We start from the raw sequence: 25,256 nt of genomic DNA, 5'->3' as shown, positions 1-25,256 counted from the left end.
GCGAAGCCATCGTTTACGCCGCTTTTACCAGTCCTGTTGCATGGTGTTTACCAATGTTTGCGACTGGGGATGAATGATGGACAGCATGCGCGGACTGCTCTCGGGCAGCCACGGCCACGATGACGGGGCGATCGACGCGCCCGTCTCTGTCGGCGTCGACGAACGGCGGATGCAGGTGCGCGCCTATAATTACTGGGCGTCGCTGCTCGCCGATCGCGCCTACCCGTCGGTCGAGGACCTCGACCTCGAGAATGTCGGCGATTTCGGCCCGCATTCGGTCTTGCTCGATTTCACCACCGGGGTCGAGAACCCCGGCATCGCCTTCATCGGCGAGCGGCTGCGCGCCGAGTCGGAAATCGACGAAGAGGTCCATTATATCAACCAGATACCGGGGCGTTCGCTGCTGTCGCGGCTGACCGACCATTATCTGCAGATCATCGCCAACCGCGCGCCGATCGGTTTCGAGGCCGAATTCGTCAACGACCGCGGCGTGACGATCATGTACCGCGGCATCCTGCTGCCCTTCTCGTCGGACGACGACACGATCGATTTCATCCTCGGCGTGATCAACTGGAAGGAAGCGGCGCCCGCCGACGAGGCGGAGGAGCTCCAGCTTTCGGTCGAACAGTCGCTGCGCAGCGCGCCGCCGCTCACCGCGCCGGTACCGGTGTGGGCCGACGGTCCCGACTCGGGGCATATCGACGACGATGCGGCGCCGGGCTTTGCGGCGCTGGGCGAGGGGAGCGAATTGCTCTCGGTCCGCGGTGGCGCGCGGCACGCGGGTCTTTCGGCCGTCGATCCTGGCGATGACGCCGAGCTTGCCGACTGGCTCGCGCTTGCGCGCGAAACCGCCGACCGGGCGAGCGCCGCCGACAGCCGCAGCCGCAGCGCGCTGTATCAGGCGGTCGGCCAGGCATGGGATTTTGCGCTCGTTGCCGAACGCCAGCCCGAAGCCTTTGCCGCGCTGCTCGACGATGCCGGGCTGACGGTGCAGGACCGCGCGCCGATGACGCCGGTCGTGAAACTGGTTTTCGGCGCCGCCTATGACAAGACGCGCCTCGCCGAATATGCCTGCGTCCTTGGCCATGCGAAGGGCGAGGGTGTCGGCCGCGGCGAACTCGCCGCCTATCTCGATCGCTATCCGGGCGGGCTCAAGGGCCTCGTCAAGGACGAGCGCGCCCGGCGGCGGCCGGCGAAGGATGGCGACGAGGGTAGCGGTACGGCGCTCGACACGCTCCGTCAGGCGCATCCTGCCGTGATCCTCGAACATGAGGCCGAGGGCGCCGAATTTGTCGTGCTGATCGCACGGGCGCTGCCGGGCGGGCATATCGGCATCGTCGCCAAGGCGGCCGATGACCCCGCTCTCGTCGCCCGGCTGGCGCGCAAGGCGAGCCCGATTTTGCCCTGACGTTGACGTTCACGTAATAGTCAATCAATTGCGTGATATTTATTTGCGCGACCGCTGCGCGGGGGGTTGAGCCCTGCGCGCGGCAGGCGCATAGGGGCGGCAGCGAACGGACCAGCCGATCGTCGGCAAGGGTTCGCCTCGGTTCAGGATGCCGCACCCCATGCCTAAAAAATTGTCCGAAACCCCCGATACGGACGCCACGCTTTCGATCCCCAAAATCCCCGCCAAAATCGCCGCCGCCTATCTGGCCGCGCTGCGCGGCAGCGCGCTGCCCGGCGAAGGCGACGACCTCGATCAGGCGGCACTTGCCGATGCGGCGCAGTTCGTCGGCCGCGCCTCGATCGCGCGCGCGCCGGGCAAGCCTTCGTTGCTGCTCGAGCCCGTCGTCGCCGACGGCACCGACCGGCGCATGCGGCTGGCGATCGTCAATGACGATATGCCGTTCCTCGTCGATTCGACCTCGCAGGTCGTCGCGGCGCAGGGGCTCGTCGTCCACCGCATCCTCCACCCCGTCGTCGCGGCAAAGCGCGATGCCAAGGGACAGCTTCAGGAAGCCGGCGATGCGCAGCCCGGCAGCGCCGGCCGCGAATCGGTCATCTATATGGAACTCGAACGCGGCGATGCGCGCGCGCGCCGCCGCCTGCTCGACGGCCTCGAACAGGCGCTCGGCGACGTCCGCGCCGCAGTCCAGGACTGGAAGGCGATGCGCGCCGCGATGCTCGCCGATGCCGCGATGCGCGCCGACGGCGAAGCCGCCGAACTGTTGCGCTGGTTCGAAGGCGGCGCGCTGACGCAGCTCGGCCACGAATGGCGTGCGCGTTCGGGCCCGGCGCAGGACCCGCTCGGTATCTCGACGTCGGGTGCCGGCGATCTCCTGTCCGCGGCGGCGCTCGAAGCGGCATTCGCCTGGTTCGACAAGGGCAATCAGGGGCCGCTGCTCATCAAGTCGAACCGGCTGTCGGCGGTGCACCGCCGCGTCCTCCTCGATCTGGTTATCGTCCCCGAATATAAAGGGACGAAGGCCGAGCGCCTGTCGATCCACGCCGGCCTGTGGACTAGCGCCGCGCTGTCGGCGCGTCCCGACAAGGTGCCGATGCTGCGTGCGCAGCTTGGCGCGCTGATGGCGAAATTCGGTTTCGATCCGACGGGCCACGCCGGCAAGGCGCTGACCCACGCGCTGACCGCGCTGCCGCACGACCTGCTCATCGCCTTCGACGCCGCCTCCCTCGAGGAACTGGTGCTGACGTCGATGTCGATCACCGACCGGCCGCGTCCGCGCATCGTCATGGTGCAGAGCGCGCTCGGCCGCCATCTGTTCGCCTTTGTCTGGCTGCCGCGCGACGAAGTGTCGACCGGCCGCCGGCTTGCGGTCGAAACATTGCTGGTGCGCGAGGCGAAGGCCGGGGTGATCGGCTGGACGATGGTCCTCGAAGACGGCGGTGCCGCGCTGCTCCGTTATACGCTCGACCTGCGCAGCGGCGGGGTCGTTCCCGACGCCGATACGCTGAACGCACAGCTCGAACAGATGGTGCGTGGCTGGCAGCCCGAGGTCGAGGCTGAACTGGCGAAGCGCGGCGATCCCGGCCGTGCGGCGGCGCTGGCGTCGCGGTTCGCCGCGCTGTTTCCGCCCAATTACCGCAACCTCTATTCGCCCGAGGAGGCCGCACGCGACATCCTGCGGCTCCGCGACCTCGACGCCGACAGCCCGCGCGGAGTCCGTCTTGCGCGAAAGAGCCTCGACGGCGACGACCGGCTGCGGCTCAAGGTCTACAGTTCGGCGGGCGCGCTCGCATTGTCCGACGTCGTCCCCGCGCTCGAACATTTCGGCTTCGAGGTGCTCGAGGAAATCCCGACCGCGCTCGGGCAGAACCGTGCGCCCGACGCCGACGGCGAAGAGCAGCCGGCGTTCATCCACGACTTCACGCTGCGCGTGCCGGCCAACGTCGACGAGACCGCGCTGCTCCCGCACACCGACGTGATCGAGGGCGCAATTACCGCAGTGCTCGATGGCGGGGCGGAAAACGACGCGTTCAACGAACTGGTCATCGCGACGCAGACCGATCCGCAGGCGATCGTCTGGCTGCGCGCCTGGTTCCGCTATCTGCGGCAGGGCGGGGCGAGTTATGGCATGGACACGGTCGTCGCGGCGCTGCGCCACGCGCCCGAACTGACCGCCAAGATGATCGAGCGTTTCTGCGCGCTCCACGATCCGAAACGCGCCGACGCGGCCCGCGCCAAGGCGCTCGGCGAAGAGATCGTCGCCGGTTTCGCCGACATCAAGTCGATCGACGACGACCGCATCCTGCGGCTCTTCCACGCGGTGATCGGCGCGACCTTGCGCACCAACGCCTTTGCGCCCGCGGCGGCCGAAGCGCTGGCGTTCAAGATCGATTCCAGCCTGATCCCCGGCCTGCCCAAGCCGCTGCCGTGGCGCGAAGTGTGGGTGTACAGCCCGCGCGTCGAGGGCATCCACCTGCGCGCCGGTCCGGTCGCGCGCGGCGGGCTGCGCTGGTCCGACCGCCGCGACGACTTCCGCACCGAAATCCTTGGCCTGATGAAGGCGCAGCGGGTCAAGAACGCGGTGATCGTGCCGACGGGGGCAAAGGGCGGCTTCTATCCCAAGGCGCTCCCCGATGTGGCGCTCGACCGCGATGCGTGGTTTGCCGAGGGCACCGAATGCTATCGCATCTTCATCCGTTCGCTCCTGTCGATCACCGACAATATCGTCGCGGGCAAGGTCGTGCATCCGAAGGGCGTCGCGATCCACGACGGCGAGGACCCCTATTTCGTCGTTGCCGCCGACAAGGGCACCGCGACCTTCTCCGACGTCGCCAACGGCCTTGCGATGGAGCGCAATTTCTGGCTCGGCGATGCTTTCGCGAGCGGCGGGTCGAAGGGCTATGACCACAAGGCGATGGGCATCACCGCCAAGGGCGCATGGGTCTCGGTCCAGCGCCACTTCGCCGAAATGGGCGTCGACGTGCAGACCGACAGTATCCGCGTCGTGGGCTGCGGCGACATGTCGGGCGACGTGTTCGGCAACGGCATGCTGCTCAGCAAGGCGATCAAGCTCGTCGCGGCGTTCGACCATCGCCATATCTTCCTCGACCCCGATCCCGATCCGGCGAAGAGCTGGAAGGAACGCGACCGCATGTTCGCGCTGCCGCGGTCGAGCTGGGAAGATTATGACAAGAAGCTGATCTCGAAGGGCGGCGGCGTCTTTCCGCGGAGCCAGAAGAGCATTCCGCTGACCCCCGAGGTGCAGGCGGCGCTTGGCCTTTCGCAGTCCGAAATCGACCCCGGCTCGTTGATTTCGGCGATCCTCAGGGCACCCGCAGACCTGCTCTGGTTCGGCGGCATCGGCACCTATGTGAAGGCCGCGAGCCAGAACAATGCCGAGGTCGGCGACCCCGCGAACGACGCCTTGCGCGTCGATGCCGAGGATCTGCGCGTCAAGGCGGTCGGCGAGGGCGCCAACCTTGGCGTCACGCAGGCGGCGCGCATCGCCTTTTCGGCGAAGGGCGGCCGGATCAACACCGACTTCATCGACAACAGCGCCGGCGTCGACTGCTCGGATAACGAGGTCAATATCAAGATCGCGCTCAACCGCGAGATGGCCGAAGGCCGTCTGGCGCAGGACGATCGCGATGCCTTGCTCGTCCGGATGACCGACGATGTTGCCGCGCTGGTGCTCGAGGACAACCGGCTGCAGGCACTGGCGCTGTCGATCGCCGAAAAGGGCGGTTCGTCGGCGGTGCCGTCGCTCGTCCGGATCATGGAGACGTTCGAGGCGTCGGGCCGGCTCGACCGCAAGGTCGAGGGGCTCGCGGCGAACGACGAACTGCTCCGCCGCTCGGCCGAGGGCCGCGGGCTCACGCGGCCCGAACTCGCGGTGCTGCTGTCGACCGCGAAACTCGCCTTGCAGGACGCGATCGAGAACAGCGACCTGCCGGGCGACCCGGCGCTCGGCTCCGACCTTGCGGCCGCCTTCCCGGCCGAGATGCAGCGCGACTTTGCGGGGGCGATCGCCGATCACCAGCTACGCCGCGAAATCATCGCGACCAAGCTCGCCAACCGGATGATCAACCGTCTGGGCGTCGTCCATCCCTTCGAACTCGTCGAAGAGGAAGGCTGCGCACTCGGCGACATCGCGGCGGCGTTTGTTGCGGTCGAACGCCTGCTCGACATGCCCGCGATCTGGACCGCGCTCGACGCGGCGAAGATCGACGAGACGATCCGCCTGTCGCTGTTTGCGCAGGCCGCATCGGCGATGACATCGCAAATGGCCGACCTGCTCCGCGTCAACCCGACGCTGACGCTGCCGGGTCCGGTGGTGACGCGGCTGGAACCCGGGGTCGATCGCCTGACCGCCGGGGTCGACGGACTGCTCAGCCCGTCGGTCAAGCGCCAGTGGGATATGCTCAGCCAGCAATTGCTCGATGCCGGGGCGCCCGAGGCGCTGACCGCGTCGGTCGTGCGCCTGTTCAAGACCGACGGCGCGATCGGCATCGTCGATCTTGCCGAACGGCGCGGCGACGACGAGATCGCGGTGACGCACGCCTTCACCCATTTGGGCGAAGCGCTGGGGCTCGACTGGGCGCAGACGCTGGCGGCGCATATGAGCCCCGCCGATCCGTGGGAGCGGCTGCTGGTCAACAGCCTGGCGCGCGATTTCCAGCAGATGCGGCTGGGTTTCCTGGCGGGATTGCCGAAGGGCGATCTCGACGCGGCGGTGACCAAATGGCTCGCCGACAATGCGCAGCGTGTCGCGCAATTCAGGGCGACGGTCGACCGCGCGCGGACGATTCCGAACCCGAACGGCGCGATGCTGTCGCATATCGCCGGGCAGGCGCGCGGGCTGCTGGGGAGGTAATGCCTTTCCAGCCCCGCGTCGCGATCCTCGTCCCGGCGTCCGACTATTATGAAAAATGGCAGCCGGCCTTCGCGCGCAAGGCGGCGGCGCTGACAGCGGCAGGGCTGGTCGTCGAGCAGCGCGTGTGGACCGATCCCGGCGATCTGACGGGATATGAGCTGATCCTGCCGCTCTTTACCTGGGGCTATCAGCGCGACGTCGCGGCCTGGTATGCATTGCTCGACCGGCTGGAAACCGAGGCGCTGCCGGTGGTGAATCCGGTGCCGGTGCTGCGCTGGAACAGCGACAAGGCCTATCTGGCCGAACTGGGCGCGGCAGGGGTTGCCGTGGTGCCGACGGTCGAGATCGCCGCGCTCGACGAAGCGGGGCTTGGCGAGGCGCGCGTCGCGCTCGGTGCCGAAGAGGTGGTGATCAAGCCCGCCATTTCGGGCGGCGCCGACGGCACGCACCGTATCGCTCCGGGGGCGCCGATCCCCGGCGATGCGCTCGGCCGGCGCCGGCTGGTCCAGCCGCTGATGCAAGGCATTCTGACCGACGGCGAATATTCGCTCTTTTTCTTTGCCGGCAAGTTCAGCCACGCGATCGTCAAGCGCCCTGCGGCGGGCGATTTTCGCGTCCAGGAACAGTTCGGCGGGCGCGAGGCCGACTGGGACGCGAGCGAAGCGGCGCGCGACCTTGCTGCCGCCGCGCTCGCTGCGGCACCGGCACCGCCGGTCTATGCGCGCGTCGATATGGTCGGCGATGCGGCGGGCAGGTTGCACATCATCGAACTCGAACTGATCGAGCCTTCGCTCTTTCTGCACCACGCGCCCGACAAGGGGGCGGCGTTCGGCAGGGCGGTGGCGGCGGCACTGTTCGGCTGAGCGCATGCGCACGACGATTGCGCCGACGCGCCTCGCGGCCTAAATCGACGCCATGGCTTTCGACCTCAGAGCGGCCCTGCTTCGCAAGGAAGAGGTGGAATCGGCGCGGCTGATGGATTTCGAGTTCCGGCAGCGCGCGCGGACGTTCCGCCTGCTCGCCGACGCGCTGGGCGCGAGCGGCGACGAGCTGGTCGGCGAGATCGCGCTTTCCGACGATGCGGGAATATTGGACCGGCTTGTCGCCGACCGCAGTCTCGATCGGGCAGAACTCGGCGCGTCATATGCGCGCTGCCGTGCCGAAGCCTATCGGCAGCTCGTCGGCGAACTGGGCGACCCGACGCCGCACCGTTTGGGCTAGCACAGCGGCGAGTTTGCTCGCGGGATCAGCGTTCGCGCCATAGCCATTGCCGGATCGCCGATGTGAGGTTGGGGGGATCGTCGGCGTCCATCCGCTCGACATCGATGCGTGCGACGAGCGCGTTGACCGGGAGCGCGAGCCGGGCCGCCGCTTCTTCCAGCGCGTCCCAGAACAAAGGTTCGAGGCTGATCGACGTCGGGTGGCCGGCGATGGTGACCGAGCGTTTGACGGGGGGACGATAGGGGGCGGCCATCGCCGCAGCATAGCCGCTCGCCTGCCGATTGGAGTACGAATTATTTGGGGGTGACCGCGTTCGGGCGGAGCTTAATGTCGGCGTCGATAGCAGTGGAGTGAGGGACAGGAAACGTGACGACAGCCGGAATCCAGGCGCTCACCGAAAAGGAGAAGGAGACGCTGCGGCTGCTGGTCAGCGGCTATGACGCCAAGTCGATGGCGCGCCACCTCGGCCTGTCGGTGCACACGGTCAACGAGCGGCTGCGCGATGCGCGGCGCAAGCTCGCGGTATCGAGCAGCCGCGAAGCGGCGCGGCAACTGCGCGACCTCGAGCATCGAGACCCCCAAATCCTCGGAGACAAGGCTTTGGGGGAAGCCGCGGCCGTCCCCGGCATGGAACAGACGACGGCATCAGCCGCGACGCGCCGCATGGGGCGGCGGTCCGGCTGGATAGCCGGAGGTTTGTTCATGTCGTTCGCTCTTGCCCTGCTCGCTTTCGCCTCGATGTCCGGAAGCGCCGATACCCCTGCGGCACCGCCCTCGACCGCCCCCGCCCAAAGCGCCGCGGTCGCGGCGGCGCTGGGCTGGCTCGCGCTGGTCGACCGCGGCGACTGGAACGGTAGCTGGGAGGCGACGGGCCAGTCGTTCAAGACGCTCAACACGCCGGAGACCTGGGCGCGCGTGGCGCACCAGGTGCAGGGGCCGCTCGGCGCGGTGAAGGCACGCGTGCTGCTGAGCGAAGAGGCGGTCCCCGCGCCGCCCTATGGCTATCAGATGGTCAAGTTCCGCACCGACTATGCGAACAAGGCGGGGGCGATCGAAACGCTGTCGCTAGTGCGCGAGGGCGGGAGCTGGCGGGTTGTGGGCGTGATGGTGGAGTAATCGAGAGGGGCAGTGCGGGGTCGGAATTCCCCCTCTTCCCGTTTGCGTCGAGCGACGTCGAGACACGCCGCGAGATAGCCAAGCCCGAGGGGCATCTCGACCTCGCTCGATGCGAACGGATTTTTATTTGGCGGAGCGCTAGCGGCGACGGCAAAGCCGCCGCCATGACGTCAGACGGGTTCGCCCGGCTTCGGCCGGTCGCCCCGCTGGCCGAGCCGGTGGCTGCCGCTTTGCGGCACCGGCGCCTAACGTGCCGTTCGCTGCGCGAACGCCTTCGTTACGCGCCTGCCATCGTCAATACATATGCTGGCCGCCGTTGATGCTCATCGTCGATCCGGTGACGAAGCCCGCATCCTCGCTGCACAGAAAGGCAACGCCGCGCGCGATTTCGTCGGCTTGGCCGAGGCGGCCGACCGGGATCTTGGCGACGATCTTTTCGAGCACCGGTGCGGGCACCGCGGCGACCATGTCGGTGTCGATATAGCCGGGCGCGATCGCGTTGACCGTCACGCCCTTCTTGGCGCCTTCCTGCGCCAGCGCCTTGGTAAAGCCGTGGATGCCCGATTTGGCGGCGGCATAATTGACCTGGCCGTACTGGCCGGCCTGTCCGTTGATCGAGCCGATGTTGACGATGCGGCCCCAGCCGCGCTCGACCATGCCGCCAAAGGTCGCCTTCGCCATGTTGAAGCAGCCGCCGAGATTGACGCGCATGACGTCGTCCCAATCGTCATAGCTCATGCGGGCGAGCGTGCCGTCGCGGGTGATCCCGGCGTTGTTGACGACGATGTCGACGGGGCCGAACTCTTCGGCGATGCGCGCGCAACTGTCGAGACACGCCTGATGGTCGCCGACGTCCCACTTCATCGCCGCGATGCCGGTGCGTTCGGTAAATTCCCGGGCTTTTTCGTCGTTGCCGCCATAGTTGGCGACGACGGTGACGCCCTGCTCCTGCAATTTCAGCGAAATGGCTTCGCCGATGCCGCGGCTGCCGCCGGTGACGATTGCTACGCGTGTCATGAATCAGGCTCTCCCACAGAGTTGGAGGGCCAGACTAGGCGGCGCTACGGGGCGCTGCAAGTTGACCGGAACGTCAATCGCAACGCTATTTCAGGGGGTGGGCAGGGCGCTAGTTGCTCACTTGAACGACCGGCCGGTCGAGCCGTCCGGCGACAAGATCGGCCTTGCGCATCGTCAGCACCAGATGGTCGACATCGCCGAACATCCAGCTCATCAGCCCGCTCGACGGCAATTCGAGCATCGTCGCATCGGCGTCCGCATCATAATCATGGACATAGGCGAAGGGGACATGCCCGATGCCGCCCATCTCGCGCGCCGCCAGCTCGCGGCAATAGGGTTCGAGGACCGCGAGCGCCTCGGCCGACAGCGCGTCCGATCCGGCGGCATAGGCATGTTTGGCATGGTCGAACCAGATGCTGTGGTAATCATGCGCCCACAGGGGCGCCTCGGGATGATGCTCGGTGAGCGGCAGCACGAGCGTCTCGATCGCCTCGGCGCCGGGGCGTCCCGCGGGATCGGGCTTGCGGTTGACCTTGGCCCAGCGGATCGTCTGCAGCGCCCCCATTACTGCCGCCGCGGCCGCCGGCGAGAAATCGTCGCGGCCTGCGCTTTCGCGGACGATCGCGATGATCTCCTGCGCATTGGCCAGCGCTTCGCGGTTCATCTCGGCTGCGGCATGTGCGGCTTCGGCAAGCTCGGTCAGCGTCGCAAGCTGATTTTCGAGCAGCGTCCGGTCGACCGGTTCGCCTTCTCCGCCGGCAGCCTCGGCGAGGCGCCGCTCGACATTGGCGCGCTGGACCTCGATCGGCGACGGTGCATCGCCGGGATCGCGCCAGAAGCGCGAAATCCGCATGTCGAGAATCTCGGCCATCGCGGTCATGCTCGCCCAGTCGAACGGGTGCCATGCCGGGTCGGCGATATCATAGCCGGCGCGATAAAGGCGGTGGCCCGGGCCGTCGTCGCTGCCTTCGGCGTCGCGCGGATCGGGGTCGCCCGGGCGTACCGCGACCAGATCGACGGGCCATTGGGGAAAGGCGCGCCGCGCGAAGGGCATCAGGTCGCCGAAGCGCAGCCCGCCGTGCGGGGCGAAGAAAACATCCTCCTCGTCCTGCGGCTGCGGCGGGCCGACCGGATCGCCGGGCTCGGCGACATGGACGACGAGCATGTCGCCGTCGCGCGGATGGATGAAGAAGGCGAGCGCGCCGCTGCGCGGTCCCAAGCCGTCCCAAAGCTCGGCGGGCAGCGCGGTGCAATCGATCTGCGCGAGGAAATCGGCCGGCGTCTCGCGAATCTCGGGCCATGGCGTGCGCGCGTCGAGGCGCGGCGCGCCGCCGAGCCAGCTCGTCGCCCCGTCCGTGTCGCGCGGCGGAATTTGCGGGACAAGGCGGATGGCCACGGCTTCGCTGCCGCGCCGATCGACCAGATCGGCCTCATGCTCGACCTGCGCCACCATCGACGCGAGCATCGCTTCGGCCATCGCGCGCGTTTCGGGATCGGGCGGCGGCGCGCTCGGTTCGGATTTGGGGGCAGGTTCGCTTAGCCCGGCGAGCGGCGCCTTGCCGCTGACCCGCGCGAGCCGCGATGGCGAGATTTCGACCGGTTCCTCGGCGACCGCGCGTTCCTTGCGCGACAGCGTCGGCAGCTTGAATTCGCGCGGCATCGACGGCGACCGGGGCGTTTTCGGGGCGGCCGGCACGGTCTCGCCCTGACGTTTCCGCCACACGAACCAGGCGACCAGCAGGAAGGCGAGCGTAACGCCGATCAGCTTCACTGCTGCCGATTCAAGCTGGCTCATCGATCCTACCTCCGACTGAAGCGGCTTTGCGCCGCGCCGGAGAGCTTAACGCAAGGACCTAAACAGGAAGTAAGCGGCTAAAGCCATCCTGCGAGTTCGCGCCGGACCAGCGTTTCGAGCATCGTCATGCCGGGCGCGCTGTCGTTCAGACACGGCAGGTAAGCGAACTGCCGCCCGCCCGCGCCTGCAAACTGCTCCTTGCCGCGGATCGCCAGCTCCTCGAGCGTCTCGAGGCAATCGGCGGCGAAGCCCGGTGCGAAGATCGCGACGCTGGAGCCTGCCGCGCCCAGCCGGGCGAGCGTCGCGTCGGTGGCGGGTTCGAGCCATTTGGCGCGGCCGAAGCGCGACTGGAAGGCGACCTCGACGGGGTGCCCCAAGGCCTCGGACAGCCGCCGCGCGGTGTCGCGGCACTGGTCGTGATAGGGGTCGCCGAGCGCACGGGTGCGTTCGGGCATGCCGTGAAAGCTTGCGAGCAGCACATCAGGAGTGAAATCGAGCGCCGCCAATCCCGCCTCGACCGATATTTTCAGCGCGCCGATATAGGCGCCGTCGTCCGGATAAGGGGGCAGGAAGCGGAGCGCCGGCTGCCAGCGCAGCGTCGCAAGATGCGCATTGGCGGCGTCGGCGACCGTCGCCGTCGTCGCGGCGCAATATTGCGGGTAGAGCGGCGCGATCAGGATGCGGCGGCACCCGGCGGCGAACAGCGCGTCGATGCTGGCGCCGATGGCGGGCTGGCCGTAGCGCATCGCGTGCGAGACGAGCGCGGCGTCGCCCAGCGCCGCTTGCAGCTTTTCGGCCTGGGCGCGGGTGATGGCGGCGAGCGGCGATCCCGCTTCGGTCCATACCTGCGCATAAGCCTCGGCCGACTTGCGCGGCCGGGTGGTCAGGATTGCGCCGCGCAGGATCGGCTGCCACAGGATTTGCGGGATTTCGACGACGCGGCGGTCGGACAGGAATTGGGCAAGATAGCGGCGCACCGACGCTGGGTCGGGCGCGTCGGGGGTGCCGAGGTTGACCAGCAGCACCCCGATCCTGTCGTCGGCACTCATAGTGGATGCGCCGAGAGGGGCAGGCGGCGGATACGGCGCCCGGTCGCCGCGAACAGCGCGTTGGCGATCGCGGGGGCGACCACCGGTACGCCGATCTCGCCGAGCCCGCCCGGATCGCGGTCGCTGTCAACGAACTCGATCAATATCTGCGGCGTTTGCGACAGTCGCGGCAGGCCGAGCTGGCCGAACTTGCGCGCGGTCGCCAGCCCGCCCTCATAGTCGGTCGTCGCGCCGACTGCGGCGGCGAGGCCGAAGATCAGCCCGCCCTCGACCTGTTGCCGTGCGATCGCCGGATTGACGAGACGGCCGGCGTCGACGACCGCAACGAGCTGTTCGACCTGCAGCCCCTTGTCGCTTTGGCGCGCGGTCGCCATCAGCGCGATATGGCTGCGGCGCATGCTGTGACAGGCGAGGCCTTGCGCGGTTCCAGACAGGCCACCCTCCCAGCCGCCGAGGCTGGTCGCGGTGAGCAGGCAGCGTGCCAGCAACGGCGCATTGCCGAGCATCGCCATCCGGTACGACAGCGCGTCGGTCCCGGCGCGCGCCGCCATCTCGTCAACGAAGGATTCGGTGAAGAAGGCGGTGTAGCTGTCGGCGTTGCCGCGCCAGCGCGCGGTCGGCAGGCCGATATCGGCGGGACAATGATCGACCGCGAGATGCGGGATCGCATAGCCGTTCGCGGCGCCTTCGACCGATGCAGCGTCGGGTTTGCCCGCTGAAGCGCGCTGCGCGACGTCGGGCGGGCTATTGTCGAACAGCCGGTCGCGGACTTCGTGGTTGGTGGACGGCACCGCGATGCGCGTGACGAGCGCGTCGATCCCGCCGGCGGCGTTCAGCGTCGCGGTCAGCTTCGCGCGCGCTGGCGCGCGCGGCGGCACGCGCATGATTTCCTCGGCGCGCGACCAGGCGAGCTGGACGGGGCGCTTGATCTGCAAGGCGATGATCGCCGCCTGCACCGCGACATTGTGATCGAGGCAGGCGTCGAACGAACCCCCGGCCATCATCGGGAACAGCGTGACGGCCGCCGGCGCCAGCCCGGTCGCGCGCGCAATCGCATCGCGGCACTGCGCGGGCGCCTGCGTCGCGACCCAGACGCGCAGCTTGGCGCCGTCGGGGGCGGCGGTCGCGGTGCGCGTTTCGATCGGGGCGTGAAGCGCCGGGGCGACGGCATATTCGGCCGCGACCTTGGTGCGCCCCGCCATCGCCTCGCCAACGTCGCCTTCGCTCCTGATCCGGAAGGCATCCGCCTTGAGCGCGCTTTTCAGCGCCTTGTCGATCCGGTCGCTCGAAACCGGCGCCCCCTCGGTTTCGAAAACCGGGGCGAAGCGGTCGAGCGCGCGGTTTGCAGCCCACCAGTTGCGCGCCACGGTGGCGAGCCAGCGCTCATGCTCGACGATATGGAGCAGGCCGGGCGATTTCATCCCCGCCTTGCGGTCGATGCTCTTCAATCGGGTCGCGCCGACCGGGCCTTGCCGGATCGCGGCGAAGACCATGTCGGGCAGGCGGATATCGCCCGCGTAATTGGCCGATCCGTCGACCTTCGCCGGCAGGTCGAGCCGCGTCAGTTCCTTGCCGTACAGCGGATCGGCGCTCGACGCGCGATAGACGGGCTCGGCGGGCGGCTCGAGCAATGCGGCCGCCGCCGCGACTTCGGCGAAGCGCAGCTTCTTCGCGCCCAATATGACGAACCCGTCCTGCGTGTCGCACGCTTCCCAGTCGGCGTCCCAGCGCCGCGCCGCCGCCATCATCAGCAGCGCGCGCGCCTGCGCCGCCGCGTCGCGGCACGGCGCCTCGAACATCCGCACCGACGAGCTGTTCGCGGTGAGCATCACGGCGTGGCGGACCGCCCATTCGCAGCGCACCCAGCCGCGCACGTCCTGGACGAAATCGGGGACACCGCTGCGCGGGGTGAAGATGGCGCTATCCTCGTCGACCACCAGCGTGTTGGTATAGAGCGGGCTGATCGGCGCGGTTTCGACCGCGATCGTGCGCCAGTCGGCGCCGAGTTCGTCGGCCATGATCTGCGGCAGCAGCGTGGTGACGCCTTGTCCCATCTCGCACTGCGGGACGATGGCGCTGATATGCCCGTCGTCGCCGATCTTCAGAAAGGCGTTGAAGACATGTTCGTCGGGCGCGGCAGTCAGATTGGGGCTATAATCGCGCGGCCACAGGCTCCACGCGATCGCGAGGCCACCTGCGGCGGTCGCGCCGACGAGCAGCGAACGGCGGCTGACATGCGGCAGGCGCCTTTTGTCTTTCCCCACAGTGTCGCGAATGCCCGCCATCCCCGCCGCTGATAGTCGGCGCGAGTCGGCGACGCAAAGGCTTTCGGACGAGCGGGAGCCCGGCGCTATTTCTTCGTCAGCGCGAAATCGACCTGCACCGATACCTGCGATTCACTGACGCCGGGGTTGAAAGGCGGCGCGGCGGCGACGGCCTGCGGCGCGACGCGGTTGGCGGCGTCCATTTCATAATAGGGCATTGGCGGCGGCGCGCCGCCGCCGTCGCGGATCGCAAGGACGCGGTCGATCTTGAGCCCCGCCGCGCCGGCATAGGCGTCGGCGCGCGCCCGCGCGGCACGGTAAGCGGCAGCATAGGCCGACTTGGTCGCGGCCTCCTGATCGGAGACGCGCAGCGTCGGACCCGACAGGACATTGGCACCGGCGCGGGTGGTTGCCGCCACCGCTTCGCCCGCCTTGTCGACGGCGCGCATCCGCACCTCGACCTGATTCACAGCTTCATATTTGCCCTTGTTGGCGCCCCAGTCGATCCGGTTGACGGTCAACTGGCGCGTCTGCAGGTCCTTTTCGGCAACGCCAAAGGCTTTCAGCGCTTCGGTCACCTTGGCCATGGTTTCGTTGTTGCGCCGCGTCGCCTCTTCGGACGCGGCGGCGATCGTGCTCACCCCGGCGGTGAAGCGCGCCTCGTCGGGGCGTGTCTCTGACCGGCCGGTCGCCGACACCGACAGCAGGGTTTCGTCATGCTCGACCCCGCGTGGGTCGGGCGCCTTGTCGCCGCAGGCGGCGAGGGCGAGCAGAGGGATCAGCATTAGGGGCTGGGTGCGCATGAATTTTCTCCCGTTCGATGCCGGGCTAGCGCATGACGGGCGGAAGGGTTCCCCCTACCAGCCCCAGGGTGCGGGCGGCGGCGCTACCGGACTGGCATAATCGAACGCGACGCGAAAATGCCTTCCTTCGCGGTTCAGCCCATAGGTAAAGCCCGCAGCGGTCGTTTCGACCGACCAGATGTTGGTGTTCGAAACGCTGCGGCCGGTCGCCGTGAACATCGCGATCGATTCGGCATCGACGGGGAAGGTCTGGCGCGTCGCCGTCCCGCCATCGGCGGTGTCGCCGCCGTAGAGGGTGACGGTATCAGGCTTGCCATCGGCATGGCGATGGTCGTGCTTGAGGCGGAGGCCGCTGGCCGTGCGGCTGATGATCCACGTCCGCGAGCGGTCCCAGCCGCCGTCGGGACCGAGGCCGTCGATGTGGAAGGGGATTTCGATGCGGTCGGGCGTGCAATGGCGGATATGCATCACCATCGCCTTGCCGCGCATGTCGGTGTCGGCGTCCTGATCGCTCGCGAGCTTGCCAACATAGGCCTTGCCGCAGCGCGCGGCGAGAGCCTCGAAGAAAGCGTCCTGCGGGTTCGCGCGCGTCGCCGCGGTCGCGCATCCCGCAAGCGTGGTAGCAATGAGCAGCGGCAGAAGGGCCTTCACCTGAGCAGGCCGAGGCGCGGGATTTCGACCTTGGGGCAACGGTCCATGACCACGGCCAGCCCCGCCGCTTCGGCGCGCGCGGCGGCGGCTTCGTCGATCACCCCCATCTGCATCCACACGGCCTTGGCGCCATGGACGATCGCTTCGTCGACCGCGGCGCCGGCTTCGGCGCTATTGCGGAAAATATCGACGAGATGCGCGGGCGGCTCGACATCGGCGAGCGTCGCAACGACGGGAGCGTCATGGATCGTCTTGCCGGCGTGGCCGGGGTTGACGGCGATCACGTCATGGCCCTGCCGGACGAGAAAGGCGAGGACCTCGTTCGAGGCGCGGGCCGGGTTCGGCGAGGCGCCGACGACGGCGATACGGCGCGGCTGGCCCAACAGCTCGCGAATCTCATTTTCGTCATTGATCGCCATCATCGCCCCTTTCTTGCGGCCAGCCATGCGGCGACCTTCGCCGCTATCGCGTGGAACGGCTCGCCCACCGGATCGGTTCCGGCGGCCGGAGGCACGCCGCCGTCGCTGGCGAGGCGGATGCCCATCGACAGCGGCACGCGGCCGAGAAAGTCGAGCCCCATCGTCTGCGCCGCCGCCTCGGCGCCGCCGCAACCGAACGGGTCGCTGACCTCGCCGCAATGCGGACAGGCATAGCCCGCCATATTCTCGACGAGGCCGATGATCGGCACCTCGGCCTGTTCGAACAGGCTGATCGCGCGCGTCGCGTCCATCAGCGCGAGGTCCTGCGGGGTCGATACGATCACCGCGCCGGCGGGCTTGTGGCGCTGGATCATCGTCAACTGGACGTCGCCGGTGCCGGGCGGCAGGTCGACGACGAGCGTATCGATATCGCCCCAGCTTGCGTCGACGAGCTGTTCGAGCGCCTTGCCCGCCATCGGGCCGCGCCAGGCGATCGCCTGTCCGGGCGCCGCGATCTGGCCGGTCGACAGCATCGGCACGCCATAGGCGTTGGGGACGGGCGCAAGCTTCGACCCGCGCGCCTCGGGCTTGACGCCCTCGCTGTCCATCAGTCTTGGCTGCGAAGGCCCGTAGATGTCGGCATCGACCAGCCCGACCTTCACCCCCTGCCGGCGCAGCGCGACGGCAAGGTTGGCGGCGAGCGTCGACTTCCCGACGCCGCCCTTGCCGCTGCCGACCGCGATGATCGTCAGCGCCTTTTTCTCGGCGGTCATCGCGACGCGCACCTCGGCAACGCCGGGCCGGGCGAGCAGTCCGGCGCGCAGCTTGTCTTCAAGCGGTTTGCGCTCGGCTTCCGCCAGCCCGGTGACGTCGAGGACGATCGCGAGCGTGCCTTGCTCGTCGAGAAAACGGAGGCCGGAGGTGCGGCCGCCGCTGAGGTCGGTGGCGATGCTGGCGAGGGGAGCGATATCGGTCATGCGAGCGGGAAATAGGGATGGCAGGGGGGATTGCCAGCCATTTTCGCGCGCACCCCCTGTTAATCGCGCCCGTCGCCCCTATAAAAGCAATATGAACGACAAGATTGACGGCAGCATGGGACGCCGCACTCCCCGGGGATTGCGGCAATTTTTCGATTCGATCAGCCTGATGGCGAACAGCCCGTGGGGCAGCGGCCCCAAGGGCGGCGGCGATGGCGGACCCGACGATGGCAAGAAACCCGGCCCGCGCAATCCCTGGGTCACCCCCGATCCCGCCGACCAGCAGCGCCCGCGCAAACCGCGCGGCCCCTCGGCGCTCGACGAACTGCTGCGCAAGGGGCGCGGCGGCTTCGGCAGCGGCGGCTCGGGCGGCGGCGGTGGCGGTGGGCTGAACCTCCCCGATTCGGCGCGGCTGTGGAAATGGGGCATCCTTGCGGTTGCCGTGCTGTGGGTGCTGTTTTCCTCCTTCCACATCGTCCCGCCCGAAAAGGAAGGCGTCGTCACCCGGCTCGGCAGCTATTCGCGCACCGTCGGCCCGGGCGTGAAATTCACCTGGCCGGCGCCGATCGAACGCATCCGGCTGGAGGACGTGCGCGCCATCCGCACGATGGCGATCGGCTCGCCCAATGCGACCGACGAGAATTTCGTCCTGACGCGCGACCAGAGCATCGTCGACCTCGCCTATGAGGTCCGCTGGTCGGTGCGCGATCCCGAACTTTTCTTCTTCCAGCTCGCCGACCCCGAAGGCACGATCCGCGAAGTCGCCGAAAGCGCGATGCGCGCGACCGTCGCCAATTTCGACCTTGTGCAGGCGATCGGTCCCGGCCGCGTCGAGATCGAAACGCAGGTTCAGGCGCGCATGCAGGAATTGCTCAACCAGTATCGCGCCGGGGTGACGATCCAGGGCATCGCGATCCGTCAGGCCGACCCGCCGAGCCAGGTCGACGAGGCGTTCAAGGAAGTGACCGCGGCGCGACAGGAGCGCGAATCGGCGATCAACCTTGCGCGCGCCTACCAGCAGCAGGTGCTCGAACGCGCGCGCGGCGATACCGCGGCGTTCGACAAGATCTATGAACAGTACAAGCTTGCGCCCGCGGTGACGCGCCAGCGGCTTTATTATGAAACGATGGAGAATGTGTTGTCGAACGTCGACAAGACGATCGTCGAACCCCGCGGGGTGACGCCTTATCTGCCGCTCAATCAGGTCCAGCGCCGCGTGGCGGCCGAGCCCGAAGCGGCGACGAAGGGAGGCCAGTGATGTTCGAGGCCCTCTTCCGCAACCCGATGCGCTTGCTCGTCGGCCTTGTCGTCCTGCTCGTCATCCTGTCGCAGTCGCTGGCGATCGTGCCCGAGGACAAGCAGGCGCTGATCCTGCGCTTCGGCGAGATTGAGCGCACGGTGAACCGCTACAAGCCGAACGAGGATTTCGGACGCTCGGGCGCCGGCCTTGTCCTGCGTGTGCCGTTCACCGACGGCATCCAGTATATCGACAAGCGCATTCTCGGCGTGAACATGGAACGCCAGCAGGTGCTGTCGACCGACCAGCAGCGGCTGCAGGTCGACGCCTTTGCGCGTTTCCGCATCACCAATCCGGTGCGCATGTACACCGCGATCCGCACCGAGGATAAATTGCAGGCGCAGCTTGCGACCATCCTCGGCTCGTCGCTGCGCAACGAGCTCGGCAAGCGCACCTTCGCGACGCTGCTGTCGGCCGAACGCGGCGCGGTGATGGACAATATCCAGGTCGCGCTCAATCGCGAGGCAAACAAATATGGCGCCGAAATTATCGACGTCCGGATCAAGCGCGCCGACCTGCCCGAAGGCGCGACGCTCGAGGCGGCGTACAACCGCATGCGCACCGCGCGTCAGCAGGAAGCGATCTCGATCCGCGCCGAAGGGCAGAAGGAAGCGCAGATCATTCGCGGCGGCGCCGACGGCGAAGCGGCGCGCATCTATGCCGAAAGCTTCGGCAAGGACCCCGAATTCTATGATTTCTATCGCGCGATGCAAAGCTATCGGCAGACCTTCCTTGGTGAGAACAACCAGGGCGGGACGTCGATCATCCTGTCGCCCGACAATGAATATCTGAAGCGCTTTCAGGGAGGTTGACCGCGGCAAGACGCCCGATGAACGGATGATGCAAGGATCGTTCATGTTCAAATAGCGTTCAGCCAACGGCGAGCAGATACCGCAGCGCCGGGATTCAGGACCTTCAACGGTTTTCGTAAGAGAAAAGGATTTGCGATCGTGCGTTATGTTTATGGCATCACTTCGGCCTTGCTGGTGGGTGGCACGGCGCTGGCGCTGGTAACCCAATCCCCCGTCGGCGCGCAGGTCGCGCAGAACGAAAAGAGCGAGATCGCCAAGGTCGTTCCGCGTTCGGGCGCGCCCGAAAGCTTCGCCGACCTCGTCGAACAGCTCCAGCCCGCGGTGGTCAACATCTCGACCAAGCAGGAGGTAACGCTCGGCGTCCGGCTCAATCCCTTCGCCGGGACACGCGAACCGATCACGCAGGAGCAGCAGGGCGGCGGCTCGGGCTTCCTGATCTCGGCCGACGGCTATATCGTCACCAACAACCACGTCATCTCGGGCGGCCCGCGCGGCGAGGCGGTCAATCAGGTGACGGTGACGCTGACCAACCAGAAAGAATATAAGGCGACGATCGTCGGCCGCGACGTCGCGTCCGACCTTGCGCTGCTCAAGATCGATGCGACCGGGCTGCCCTTCGTCAAATTCGCCGACAGCAGCACGGCGCGCGTCGGCGACTGGGTGGTCGCGATCGGCAACCCGCTCGGGCTCGGTTCGACGGTGACTGCGGGCATCATCTCGGCGGTGCAGCGCAACCTCGGGCAGGGCGGCGCCTATGACCGCTACATCCAGACCGACACGGCGATCAACCGCGGCAATTCGGGCGGTCCGCTGTTCGACCTGCAGGGCAATGTCGTCGGCATCAATAACATGCTGATCTCGCCCGTCGGCGCGAACATCGGCGTCAACTTCGCGATCCCCGCCGATGCGGCGATCCCGGTGATCAACGCGCTGCGCGCCGGCGAAAAGGTCGAGCGCGGTTACCTCGGCATCGGTATCGCACCGGTCGACGAGGATCTGGCGGCCGCCCTCGGCCTGCCGAAGGACCGCGGCGAGTTCGTCCAGCGCGTCGAGGATGGCGGCGCTGCCGCCAAGGCCGGCCTGAAGCGCGGCGACGTCGTGACCAAGGTCAACGGCAAGGATGTGACGCCGCAACAAACCTTGTCGTACATCGTCGCCAATACCAAGCCGGGGACGCGCATCCCCCTCGAAATCGTCCGCGACGGCAAGCCGATGACGCTCAACGCCGTCGTCGGCACCCGGCCGCCCGAGGAACAGCTCGCGGGGACGAACTTCGACCCCGAGGAAGAACAGACGCTGCCCGACGATCCTTCGGGCGCCGCCGATACGACGATCCAGGAAGCGCTCGGGCTTGCGGTGCAGCCGCTGACCAGCGACATCGCGCGCTCGATCGGCGTCGATGCGACGACCAAGGGTCTCGTGATCGGCGCGGCGTCGGCGAACAGCGATGCCGGCCGCAAGGGCCTGCGCCGCGGCGACGTGATCCTCAGCGCCAATCGCACGCCGGTGACGACGAGCGACGCGCTGGCGAAGATCGTCAGCGATGCGAAGAAGGCGGGCCGCGATGCGGTGCTGCTCGAAATCCTCCGCCGCGGCGGCCCCTCGGCCTTTATCGCAGTGCGGGTGAAGCCTTAATCGGCTGCGGTCCCGGCTCGCGGGACAAGCTATCGAACAGGGCGCCGTGACCTTCGGGTCCGGCGCCCTTTTTGTTTGCGTCCCGGATTTTTGTTCCTAAAATGTTCTCATTGATCGAGTCGGGAGAGAAAAGATGATCGGTTATGTGACTTTGGGGACGCGCGATCTGGCCAAGGCGGCGGTCTTTTACGACGCCATCGCCGCCGAACTGGATACGCCGCGGATGATGGAATTCGACGGCTTCATCGCTTGGGGCAAGGATGGCGGCGGCGCGGGCATCGGCCTGACGCGGCCGTTCGACGGCAATCCGGCGAGTGTCGGCAATGGCGTGATGGTCGCGCTGCAGGCGCGCGACAAGGAACAGGTGCATCGGCTCTACGACATCGCACTCGCGAACGGCGGCACCTGCGAAGGCCCGCCGGGACCGCGTGGCGAAGGCTTTTACGCCGGCTATTTCCGCGACCCCGACGGCAACAAGCTCAACGCCTTCATCATGGGGTGAGGGGACGCCGACGGCGGCTTCGGGGTGGGAAGCGGACGTTCTGCTTAGAGTGTACCCCGGCGAAAGCCGGGGCCCAGGGCGTTGGAAAGCCAAGGTTGCGCTATGGCGCTCTGGGCCCCGGCTTTCGCCGGGGTACAGCTTGGCAATGGCAGAAACCGGCCGTGACCCGCCAGTCGCGCACACCGCAGCTATCCATGATGCACAGACGCGCCCACCCCCAAAAGGGGGGAAGCCACCCGGAGCGGCGAACCGTCCCGGATGGCTTCAGTGCTCGCCAATGGCCTTAGAGGGTTGGGGGGTAAGGCTCAGTTGGCGAGCGAGGCGACGACCATTGCGAGGCCGTTGCCGGGTTTCCAGTCGTTCTTCGTCCAGACGGGCTCTTCGTCGACGACATTGCGGTCGGGGGCGCTGGCGCCGCCCGCGTAGATAAAGCCCTGCACGGGATTGGCGCGCAGGCCGAGGTCGCCGATCGGCGCGTACCAGACGCGGACCATGCTCCAGTCGCCGCGGTCGCTGACATCGATGACGCGGACGTTGCGTTCGATCTGGCCGCGGCGGCCGTTGATCGGCGACCAATTGGCATGGTCGATCAGGATTTCGCGGTCGCTGACGATCTTCTTGACCACTGCGACATGGCCGAGCGGCATGCCGCGGGTGCCGGCAAACGCCATCACCGCGCCCTTGCGGGGTTCTTCGCCGCGTTCATAGGTGCCTGCCGCCTGCGACCACCAGGTCTTGGCATTGCCGCGGATTTCGACGCCCGATTCGGCGCGGGCGAAGGGGACGCACTGCAGATAACCGCGCGCCGCCGCAGGGGTGGCGGCAAGGATACCGGTCAGCATCATCAAGGACGCGGCGACGGCACCCAGAAAGCGGCTGTAAAGCATGGATTGCGACCCCCATTTGGCTTGTCTTCAAGCGTTGGAGGCTGTTTGCCACGTTTGACGAACGCGACCACAATCTAGCGGTGAGTTGCGCCCGAAGTGCGATGGGCGGCGGAACCTTTTGGTAAAGCTTTCAACTCGTCGCGGCAGGCCTTCGGCCCGTCGCCGGAACGGAATTTCATGCCGCTTCGGTATCGAGCGAATCCGGGCGGCGGAAAAGCGTCAGCACGTCGCTCGCCGGCATCGGGCGGCCATAATAATAGCCCTGGATGTTGCTGCAGCCGAGCGCGCGCAGCGTATCGACCTCGACTTCGGTCTCGGCGCCCTCGGCGGTCGTCGACATGCCGAGGCTGTCGGCGAGCGCGACGACGGCGCGAATGATCGCGATCGATTCGATGCTGCCCTTGGCGGCGCCGACGACGAAGCTGCGGTCGACCTTGATCGTCGAGAATTGCGTCTTGCGCAGATAACCGAGCGACGAATAGCCGGTGCCGAAATCGTCGAGCGACAGGCGGATGCCAAGGCTGATGAGCTGGTCGAGCAATTGCGCCGCGCCGCCGCCGTCGCGCAGGAAGACGCTTTCGGTGACTTCGATCTCGAGCCGCTCGGGCGGCAACCCGCTCTGCGCGAGTGCCGAGACGACGACCGACGCGAAGGCGGGGTCGGTGAGCTGTTCGGCCGAGACGTTGACCGCGACCTTGAGATTCGACGGCCAGCGCATCGCTTCGTGGCAGGCGGTGCGCAGCACCCATTCGCCGATCGGCGAGATCAGGCGGCTGTCCTCGGCCAGCGGAATGAAGCGGCCGGGCGAAACATTGCCGAGCTTCTGGTTGTTCCAGCGGATCAGGCCTTCGAACCCGTTGAGCGTGCCGTCGGCGGCGGTGACCACCGGCTGATAATACATCTCGAACTCGCCGCGATCGAGCGCACCGCGCAGTTCCTGTTCCATGACCCGCCGCTCCTCGGCCTGGGCATGGAGCGAGGCGACATAGGCCGCGACGAGGTTGCCGCCCTTGTCCTTCGACTTGTAGAGCGCAAGGTCGGCGTTGCGGGTCAGCGTCTCGACCGTCGCGCCGTCCTGCGGCCCGATCGCGAAGCCGATGCTGGCGCCGACGAACAACTGGTGATTGTCGACCACATAGGGCCGGCTGACCGCCGCGATGATGCGCTGCGCCAGATCCTCGGCATCGAGCGCCGAGGGCACATCCTGCAGCACCACGGCAAATTCGTCGCCGCCGAGCCGTCCGCAGGTCATGCCGCGATCCATCATGCTCTTCAGCCGCGCGGCGACCTGCGCGAGCAGCTTGTCGCCGACGGGATGGCCCAATGTGTCGTTGACCGCCTTGAACCGGTCGAGGTCGATCATCAGCAGCGCGCAGCGCGATTTCGCATCATTCGCGTGCTTCAGCGCCCGCGCCAACTCCTCGTTGAGGTGCAGGCGGTTGGGCAGGCCGGTCAGATTGTCGAAGCGCGCCATCTTGGCGATCTGTTCGGCCGACGCGCGCTGTTCGGTGACGTCGGAGCCGACGCCGCGGAAGCCGAGGAACTTGCCCGTTTCGTCGAGGCGCGGCGATGCCGACAATTCCCACCAGCGCGGCTTGCCGCCGATGGTCACGGGCACGATCAGGTTCGAAAAGCTCTCGCGCCGCTTCATCCGCTCGGCGATGTCGTGCAGGCTGCGGGGGAATTGTCCCGTCTCCCACGCGTCACCCGACAGCGCCTGGAGCAGCGGCACGCCCTCCAGCCCTTCGGCCGAGGCGCCGAGCGCATAGGCAAGGCGCGGCGAGACGTGAACGAGGCGGCGGGCGTTGTCGGTCTGCCACAGCCAGTCGGCCGAGGTTTCCTCGAACTCGCGGAGCAGCAGGCTGACCGTCTCGTTCTTTTCGTGCAGCGTTTCTTCGGCGCGGCGGAAGCGGACGTGCGTCTTGGCGAAGCGGATGCACGATGTGCAGAGCAGCAGCGCGGCGACCAGCGCCACGGCCGCGAGTTGCGGCGCCCCGGCGCGGACGAGTGCCACGGCCGCCGACAGGCTGACCGGCGCGATGTACAGGATGCAGATCATCGGCATGCTGTGCGCGATCATCGCGAGCGTCAGCATCATCAGCAGCGCGATCGTCCAGATCGACAGCACATGGTCGAGCGTCGGCACACCCTGCAGCCAAAAGGTCGAGGACCAGAGCATCGCCGAATAAAAGGCGTGGCGATGGCAAAGCCGGTATTCGGGCAGGCCCGACAATTTGAGTTCGCCGATCGCAAGGCTGGCGAACGCCCGATAGGACCAGAGGCTGAACAGCAGCGCTACGGCGAACCACGCGCCGGCAATCGCGACGGGGACGCGCAGGACCATGGTCAGCGCGGCGACGAGCGCCATCCCGAGCCCCATCCACAGGCGCAGGCTGCCCTTGCCGCGCAGCGGGGCGAGCTGGAGCTGGCGGAGGTCGCCGACATCCTCGTCGCGCGGACCCAGCCCCAACAGGGTGCGCGCGGGAATGTCGTCGGCAAAGATCTGGTCGGTCAACAGGCTTTTCACGAG

At 67.6% G+C, this 25,256-nt stretch carries 20 protein-coding genes; 9 read left to right on the top strand and 11 right to left on the bottom strand.

Annotation, left to right across the window (positions count from 1 at the left end; all coding sequences use genetic code 11):
- Nucleotides 1-76 precede the first annotated feature (76 nt).
- The 4 genes from LH19_RS19690 to LH19_RS19675 all read left to right on the top strand — a co-directional run bounded on the left by LH19_RS19690 (nucleotide 77) and on the right by LH19_RS19675 (nucleotide 7,502).
- On the top strand, nucleotides 77-1,408 hold the full coding sequence (locus LH19_RS19690; RefSeq protein ID WP_054731498.1) for a PAS domain-containing protein: 1,332 nt from the start codon (nucleotides 77-79) through the stop codon (nucleotides 1,406-1,408).
- Nucleotides 1,409-1,568: 160 nt separating this feature from the next.
- A complete protein-coding gene (locus tag LH19_RS19685; protein WP_054731497.1) occupies nucleotides 1,569-6,281 on the top strand; it encodes an NAD-glutamate dehydrogenase in 4,713 nt (1,570 codons plus the stop codon).
- Nucleotides 6,281-7,144, top strand: a complete 864-nt coding sequence (locus LH19_RS19680; RefSeq protein WP_054731496.1) for an ATP-grasp domain-containing protein — start codon at nucleotides 6,281-6,283, stop codon at nucleotides 7,142-7,144. Before LH19_RS19685 ends, LH19_RS19680 begins: the two co-directional genes overlap by 1 nt.
- A gap of 52 nt (nucleotides 7,145-7,196) precedes the next feature.
- Nucleotides 7,197-7,502, top strand: a complete 306-nt coding sequence (locus tag LH19_RS19675; protein WP_054731495.1) for a hypothetical protein — start codon at nucleotides 7,197-7,199, stop codon at nucleotides 7,500-7,502.
- Nucleotides 7,503-7,527: 25 nt separating this feature from the next.
- On the opposite strand, the gene LH19_RS19670 is transcribed toward LH19_RS19675, so the two are convergent.
- Entirely contained in the window at nucleotides 7,528-7,755 is a 228-nt protein-coding gene (locus LH19_RS19670) for a ribbon-helix-helix domain-containing protein (RefSeq protein ID WP_054731494.1), read from the bottom strand.
- 113 nt (nucleotides 7,756-7,868) lie between these two features.
- On the opposite strand from LH19_RS19670, the gene LH19_RS19665 reads away from it, so the two are divergent.
- The gene (locus LH19_RS19665) at nucleotides 7,869-8,618 is read left to right on the top strand and encodes a helix-turn-helix domain-containing protein (protein ID WP_054731493.1); all 750 of its coding nucleotides are present in this window, start codon (nucleotides 7,869-7,871) and stop codon (nucleotides 8,616-8,618) included.
- A 294-nt stretch (nucleotides 8,619-8,912) separates the two neighbouring features.
- Here LH19_RS19665 and phbB read toward each other — a convergent pair whose 3' ends face one another.
- The 8 genes from phbB to LH19_RS19625 all read right to left on the bottom strand — a co-directional run bounded on the left by phbB (nucleotide 8,913) and on the right by LH19_RS19625 (nucleotide 17,593).
- Complete coding sequence (phbB, locus tag LH19_RS19660) at nucleotides 8,913-9,635, bottom strand: acetoacetyl-CoA reductase (RefSeq protein WP_054731492.1); 723 nt, start codon at nucleotides 9,633-9,635, stop codon at nucleotides 8,913-8,915.
- A gap of 109 nt (nucleotides 9,636-9,744) precedes the next feature.
- Complete coding sequence (locus tag LH19_RS19655) at nucleotides 9,745-11,430, bottom strand: DUF1963 domain-containing protein (RefSeq protein WP_054731491.1); 1,686 nt, start codon at nucleotides 11,428-11,430, stop codon at nucleotides 9,745-9,747.
- A gap of 77 nt (nucleotides 11,431-11,507) precedes the next feature.
- Nucleotides 11,508-12,479 carry a ferrochelatase gene (hemH, locus tag LH19_RS19650; RefSeq protein ID WP_054731490.1) on the bottom strand — a complete coding sequence of 324 codons (972 nt, stop codon included), beginning with the start codon at nucleotides 12,477-12,479 and terminating at the stop codon, nucleotides 11,508-11,510.
- On the bottom strand, nucleotides 12,476-14,764 hold the full coding sequence (locus LH19_RS19645; RefSeq protein WP_054731489.1) for a xanthine dehydrogenase family protein molybdopterin-binding subunit: 2,289 nt from the start codon (nucleotides 14,762-14,764) through the stop codon (nucleotides 12,476-12,478). Before LH19_RS19645 ends, hemH begins: the two co-directional genes overlap by 4 nt.
- A gap of 65 nt (nucleotides 14,765-14,829) precedes the next feature.
- Nucleotides 14,830-15,546 carry an SIMPL domain-containing protein gene (locus LH19_RS19640; protein ID WP_054731488.1) on the bottom strand — a complete coding sequence of 239 codons (717 nt, stop codon included), beginning with the start codon at nucleotides 15,544-15,546 and terminating at the stop codon, nucleotides 14,830-14,832.
- A gap of 54 nt (nucleotides 15,547-15,600) precedes the next feature.
- Entirely contained in the window at nucleotides 15,601-16,197 is a 597-nt protein-coding gene (locus tag LH19_RS19635; protein ID WP_054731487.1) for a hypothetical protein, read from the bottom strand.
- On the bottom strand, nucleotides 16,194-16,616 hold the full coding sequence (locus tag LH19_RS19630) for a CoA-binding protein (RefSeq protein ID WP_054733951.1): 423 nt from the start codon (nucleotides 16,614-16,616) through the stop codon (nucleotides 16,194-16,196). Before LH19_RS19630 ends, LH19_RS19635 begins: the two co-directional genes overlap by 4 nt.
- The gene (locus LH19_RS19625) at nucleotides 16,616-17,593 is read right to left on the bottom strand and encodes an Mrp/NBP35 family ATP-binding protein (RefSeq protein WP_054731486.1); all 978 of its coding nucleotides are present in this window, start codon (nucleotides 17,591-17,593) and stop codon (nucleotides 16,616-16,618) included. The genes LH19_RS19630 and LH19_RS19625 overlap by 1 nt, the downstream gene beginning before the upstream one ends.
- A 91-nt stretch (nucleotides 17,594-17,684) precedes the next feature.
- Here LH19_RS19625 and hflK point away from each other — a divergent pair, with 91 nt between their 5' ends.
- The 4 genes from hflK to LH19_RS19605 all read left to right on the top strand — a co-directional run bounded on the left by hflK (nucleotide 17,685) and on the right by LH19_RS19605 (nucleotide 21,839).
- The gene (gene hflK / locus LH19_RS19620) at nucleotides 17,685-18,851 is read left to right on the top strand and encodes a protease modulator HflK (protein ID WP_082395927.1); all 1,167 of its coding nucleotides are present in this window, start codon (nucleotides 17,685-17,687) and stop codon (nucleotides 18,849-18,851) included.
- On the top strand, nucleotides 18,851-19,702 hold the full coding sequence (hflC, locus tag LH19_RS19615) for a protease modulator HflC (protein WP_054731485.1): 852 nt from the start codon (nucleotides 18,851-18,853) through the stop codon (nucleotides 19,700-19,702). The genes hflK and hflC overlap by 1 nt, the downstream gene beginning before the upstream one ends.
- 138 nt (nucleotides 19,703-19,840) lie before the next feature.
- Entirely contained in the window at nucleotides 19,841-21,337 is a 1,497-nt protein-coding gene (locus LH19_RS19610) for a Do family serine endopeptidase (RefSeq protein ID WP_054731484.1), read from the top strand.
- Nucleotides 21,338-21,470: 133 nt separating this feature from the next.
- On the top strand, nucleotides 21,471-21,839 hold the full coding sequence (locus tag LH19_RS19605) for a VOC family protein (protein WP_054731483.1): 369 nt from the start codon (nucleotides 21,471-21,473) through the stop codon (nucleotides 21,837-21,839).
- Nucleotides 21,840-22,144: 305 nt separating this feature from the next.
- Here the strand turns inward: LH19_RS19605 and LH19_RS19600 are convergent, their stop codons facing one another.
- Nucleotides 22,145-22,726 (bottom strand): CHAP domain-containing protein, encoded by a 582-nt coding sequence (locus LH19_RS19600; RefSeq protein WP_054731482.1) that lies wholly within the window; start codon nucleotides 22,724-22,726, stop codon nucleotides 22,145-22,147.
- 175 nt (nucleotides 22,727-22,901) lie between these two features.
- Complete coding sequence (locus tag LH19_RS19595; RefSeq protein WP_054731481.1) at nucleotides 22,902-25,253, bottom strand: putative bifunctional diguanylate cyclase/phosphodiesterase; 2,352 nt, start codon at nucleotides 25,251-25,253, stop codon at nucleotides 22,902-22,904.
- Nucleotides 25,254-25,256 lie beyond the last annotated feature (3 nt).

This window comes from Sphingopyxis macrogoltabida, assembly GCF_001314325.1.
In the GTDB taxonomy this organism is placed as follows: domain Bacteria; phylum Pseudomonadota; class Alphaproteobacteria; order Sphingomonadales; family Sphingomonadaceae; genus Sphingopyxis; species Sphingopyxis macrogoltabida.
The sequence above is the reverse complement of the archived record's forward strand: the minus strand, read 5'-3'. Positions and strand labels throughout refer to the sequence as shown.

What these genes read in the sequence shown, in the direction of transcription:
- LH19_RS19670 (WP_054731494.1), bottom strand. Translation starts at nt 7,755, where the DNA reads ATGGCCGCCCCCTATCGTCCCCCCGTCAAACGCTCGGTCACCATCGCC.
- hflK (WP_082395927.1), top strand. Translation starts at nt 17,685, where the DNA reads ATGAACGACAAGATTGACGGCAGCATGGGACGCCGCACTCCCCGGGGA.
- LH19_RS19675 (WP_054731495.1), top strand. Translation starts at nt 7,197, where the DNA reads ATGGCTTTCGACCTCAGAGCGGCCCTGCTTCGCAAGGAAGAGGTGGAA.
- LH19_RS19605 (WP_054731483.1), top strand. Translation starts at nt 21,471, where the DNA reads ATGATCGGTTATGTGACTTTGGGGACGCGCGATCTGGCCAAGGCGGCG.
- LH19_RS19690 (WP_054731498.1), top strand. Translation starts at nt 77, where the DNA reads ATGGACAGCATGCGCGGACTGCTCTCGGGCAGCCACGGCCACGATGAC.
- hflC (WP_054731485.1), top strand. Translation starts at nt 18,851, where the DNA reads ATGTTCGAGGCCCTCTTCCGCAACCCGATGCGCTTGCTCGTCGGCCTT.
- hemH (WP_054731490.1), bottom strand. Translation starts at nt 12,479, where the DNA reads ATGAGTGCCGACGACAGGATCGGGGTGCTGCTGGTCAACCTCGGCACC.
- LH19_RS19655 (WP_054731491.1), bottom strand. Translation starts at nt 11,430, where the DNA reads ATGAGCCAGCTTGAATCGGCAGCAGTGAAGCTGATCGGCGTTACGCTC.
- LH19_RS19625 (WP_054731486.1), bottom strand. Translation starts at nt 17,593, where the DNA reads ATGACCGATATCGCTCCCCTCGCCAGCATCGCCACCGACCTCAGCGGC.
- LH19_RS19630 (WP_054733951.1), bottom strand. Translation starts at nt 16,616, where the DNA reads ATGGCGATCAATGACGAAAATGAGATTCGCGAGCTGTTGGGCCAGCCG.
- LH19_RS19600 (WP_054731482.1), bottom strand. Translation starts at nt 22,726, where the DNA reads ATGCTTTACAGCCGCTTTCTGGGTGCCGTCGCCGCGTCCTTGATGATG.
- LH19_RS19685 (WP_054731497.1), top strand. Translation starts at nt 1,569, where the DNA reads ATGCCTAAAAAATTGTCCGAAACCCCCGATACGGACGCCACGCTTTCG.
- phbB (WP_054731492.1), bottom strand. Translation starts at nt 9,635, where the DNA reads ATGACACGCGTAGCAATCGTCACCGGCGGCAGCCGCGGCATCGGCGAA.
- LH19_RS19680 (WP_054731496.1), top strand. Translation starts at nt 6,281, where the DNA reads ATGCCTTTCCAGCCCCGCGTCGCGATCCTCGTCCCGGCGTCCGACTAT.
- LH19_RS19645 (WP_054731489.1), bottom strand. Translation starts at nt 14,764, where the DNA reads ATGGCGGGCATTCGCGACACTGTGGGGAAAGACAAAAGGCGCCTGCCG.
- LH19_RS19640 (WP_054731488.1), bottom strand. Translation starts at nt 15,546, where the DNA reads ATGCGCACCCAGCCCCTAATGCTGATCCCTCTGCTCGCCCTCGCCGCC.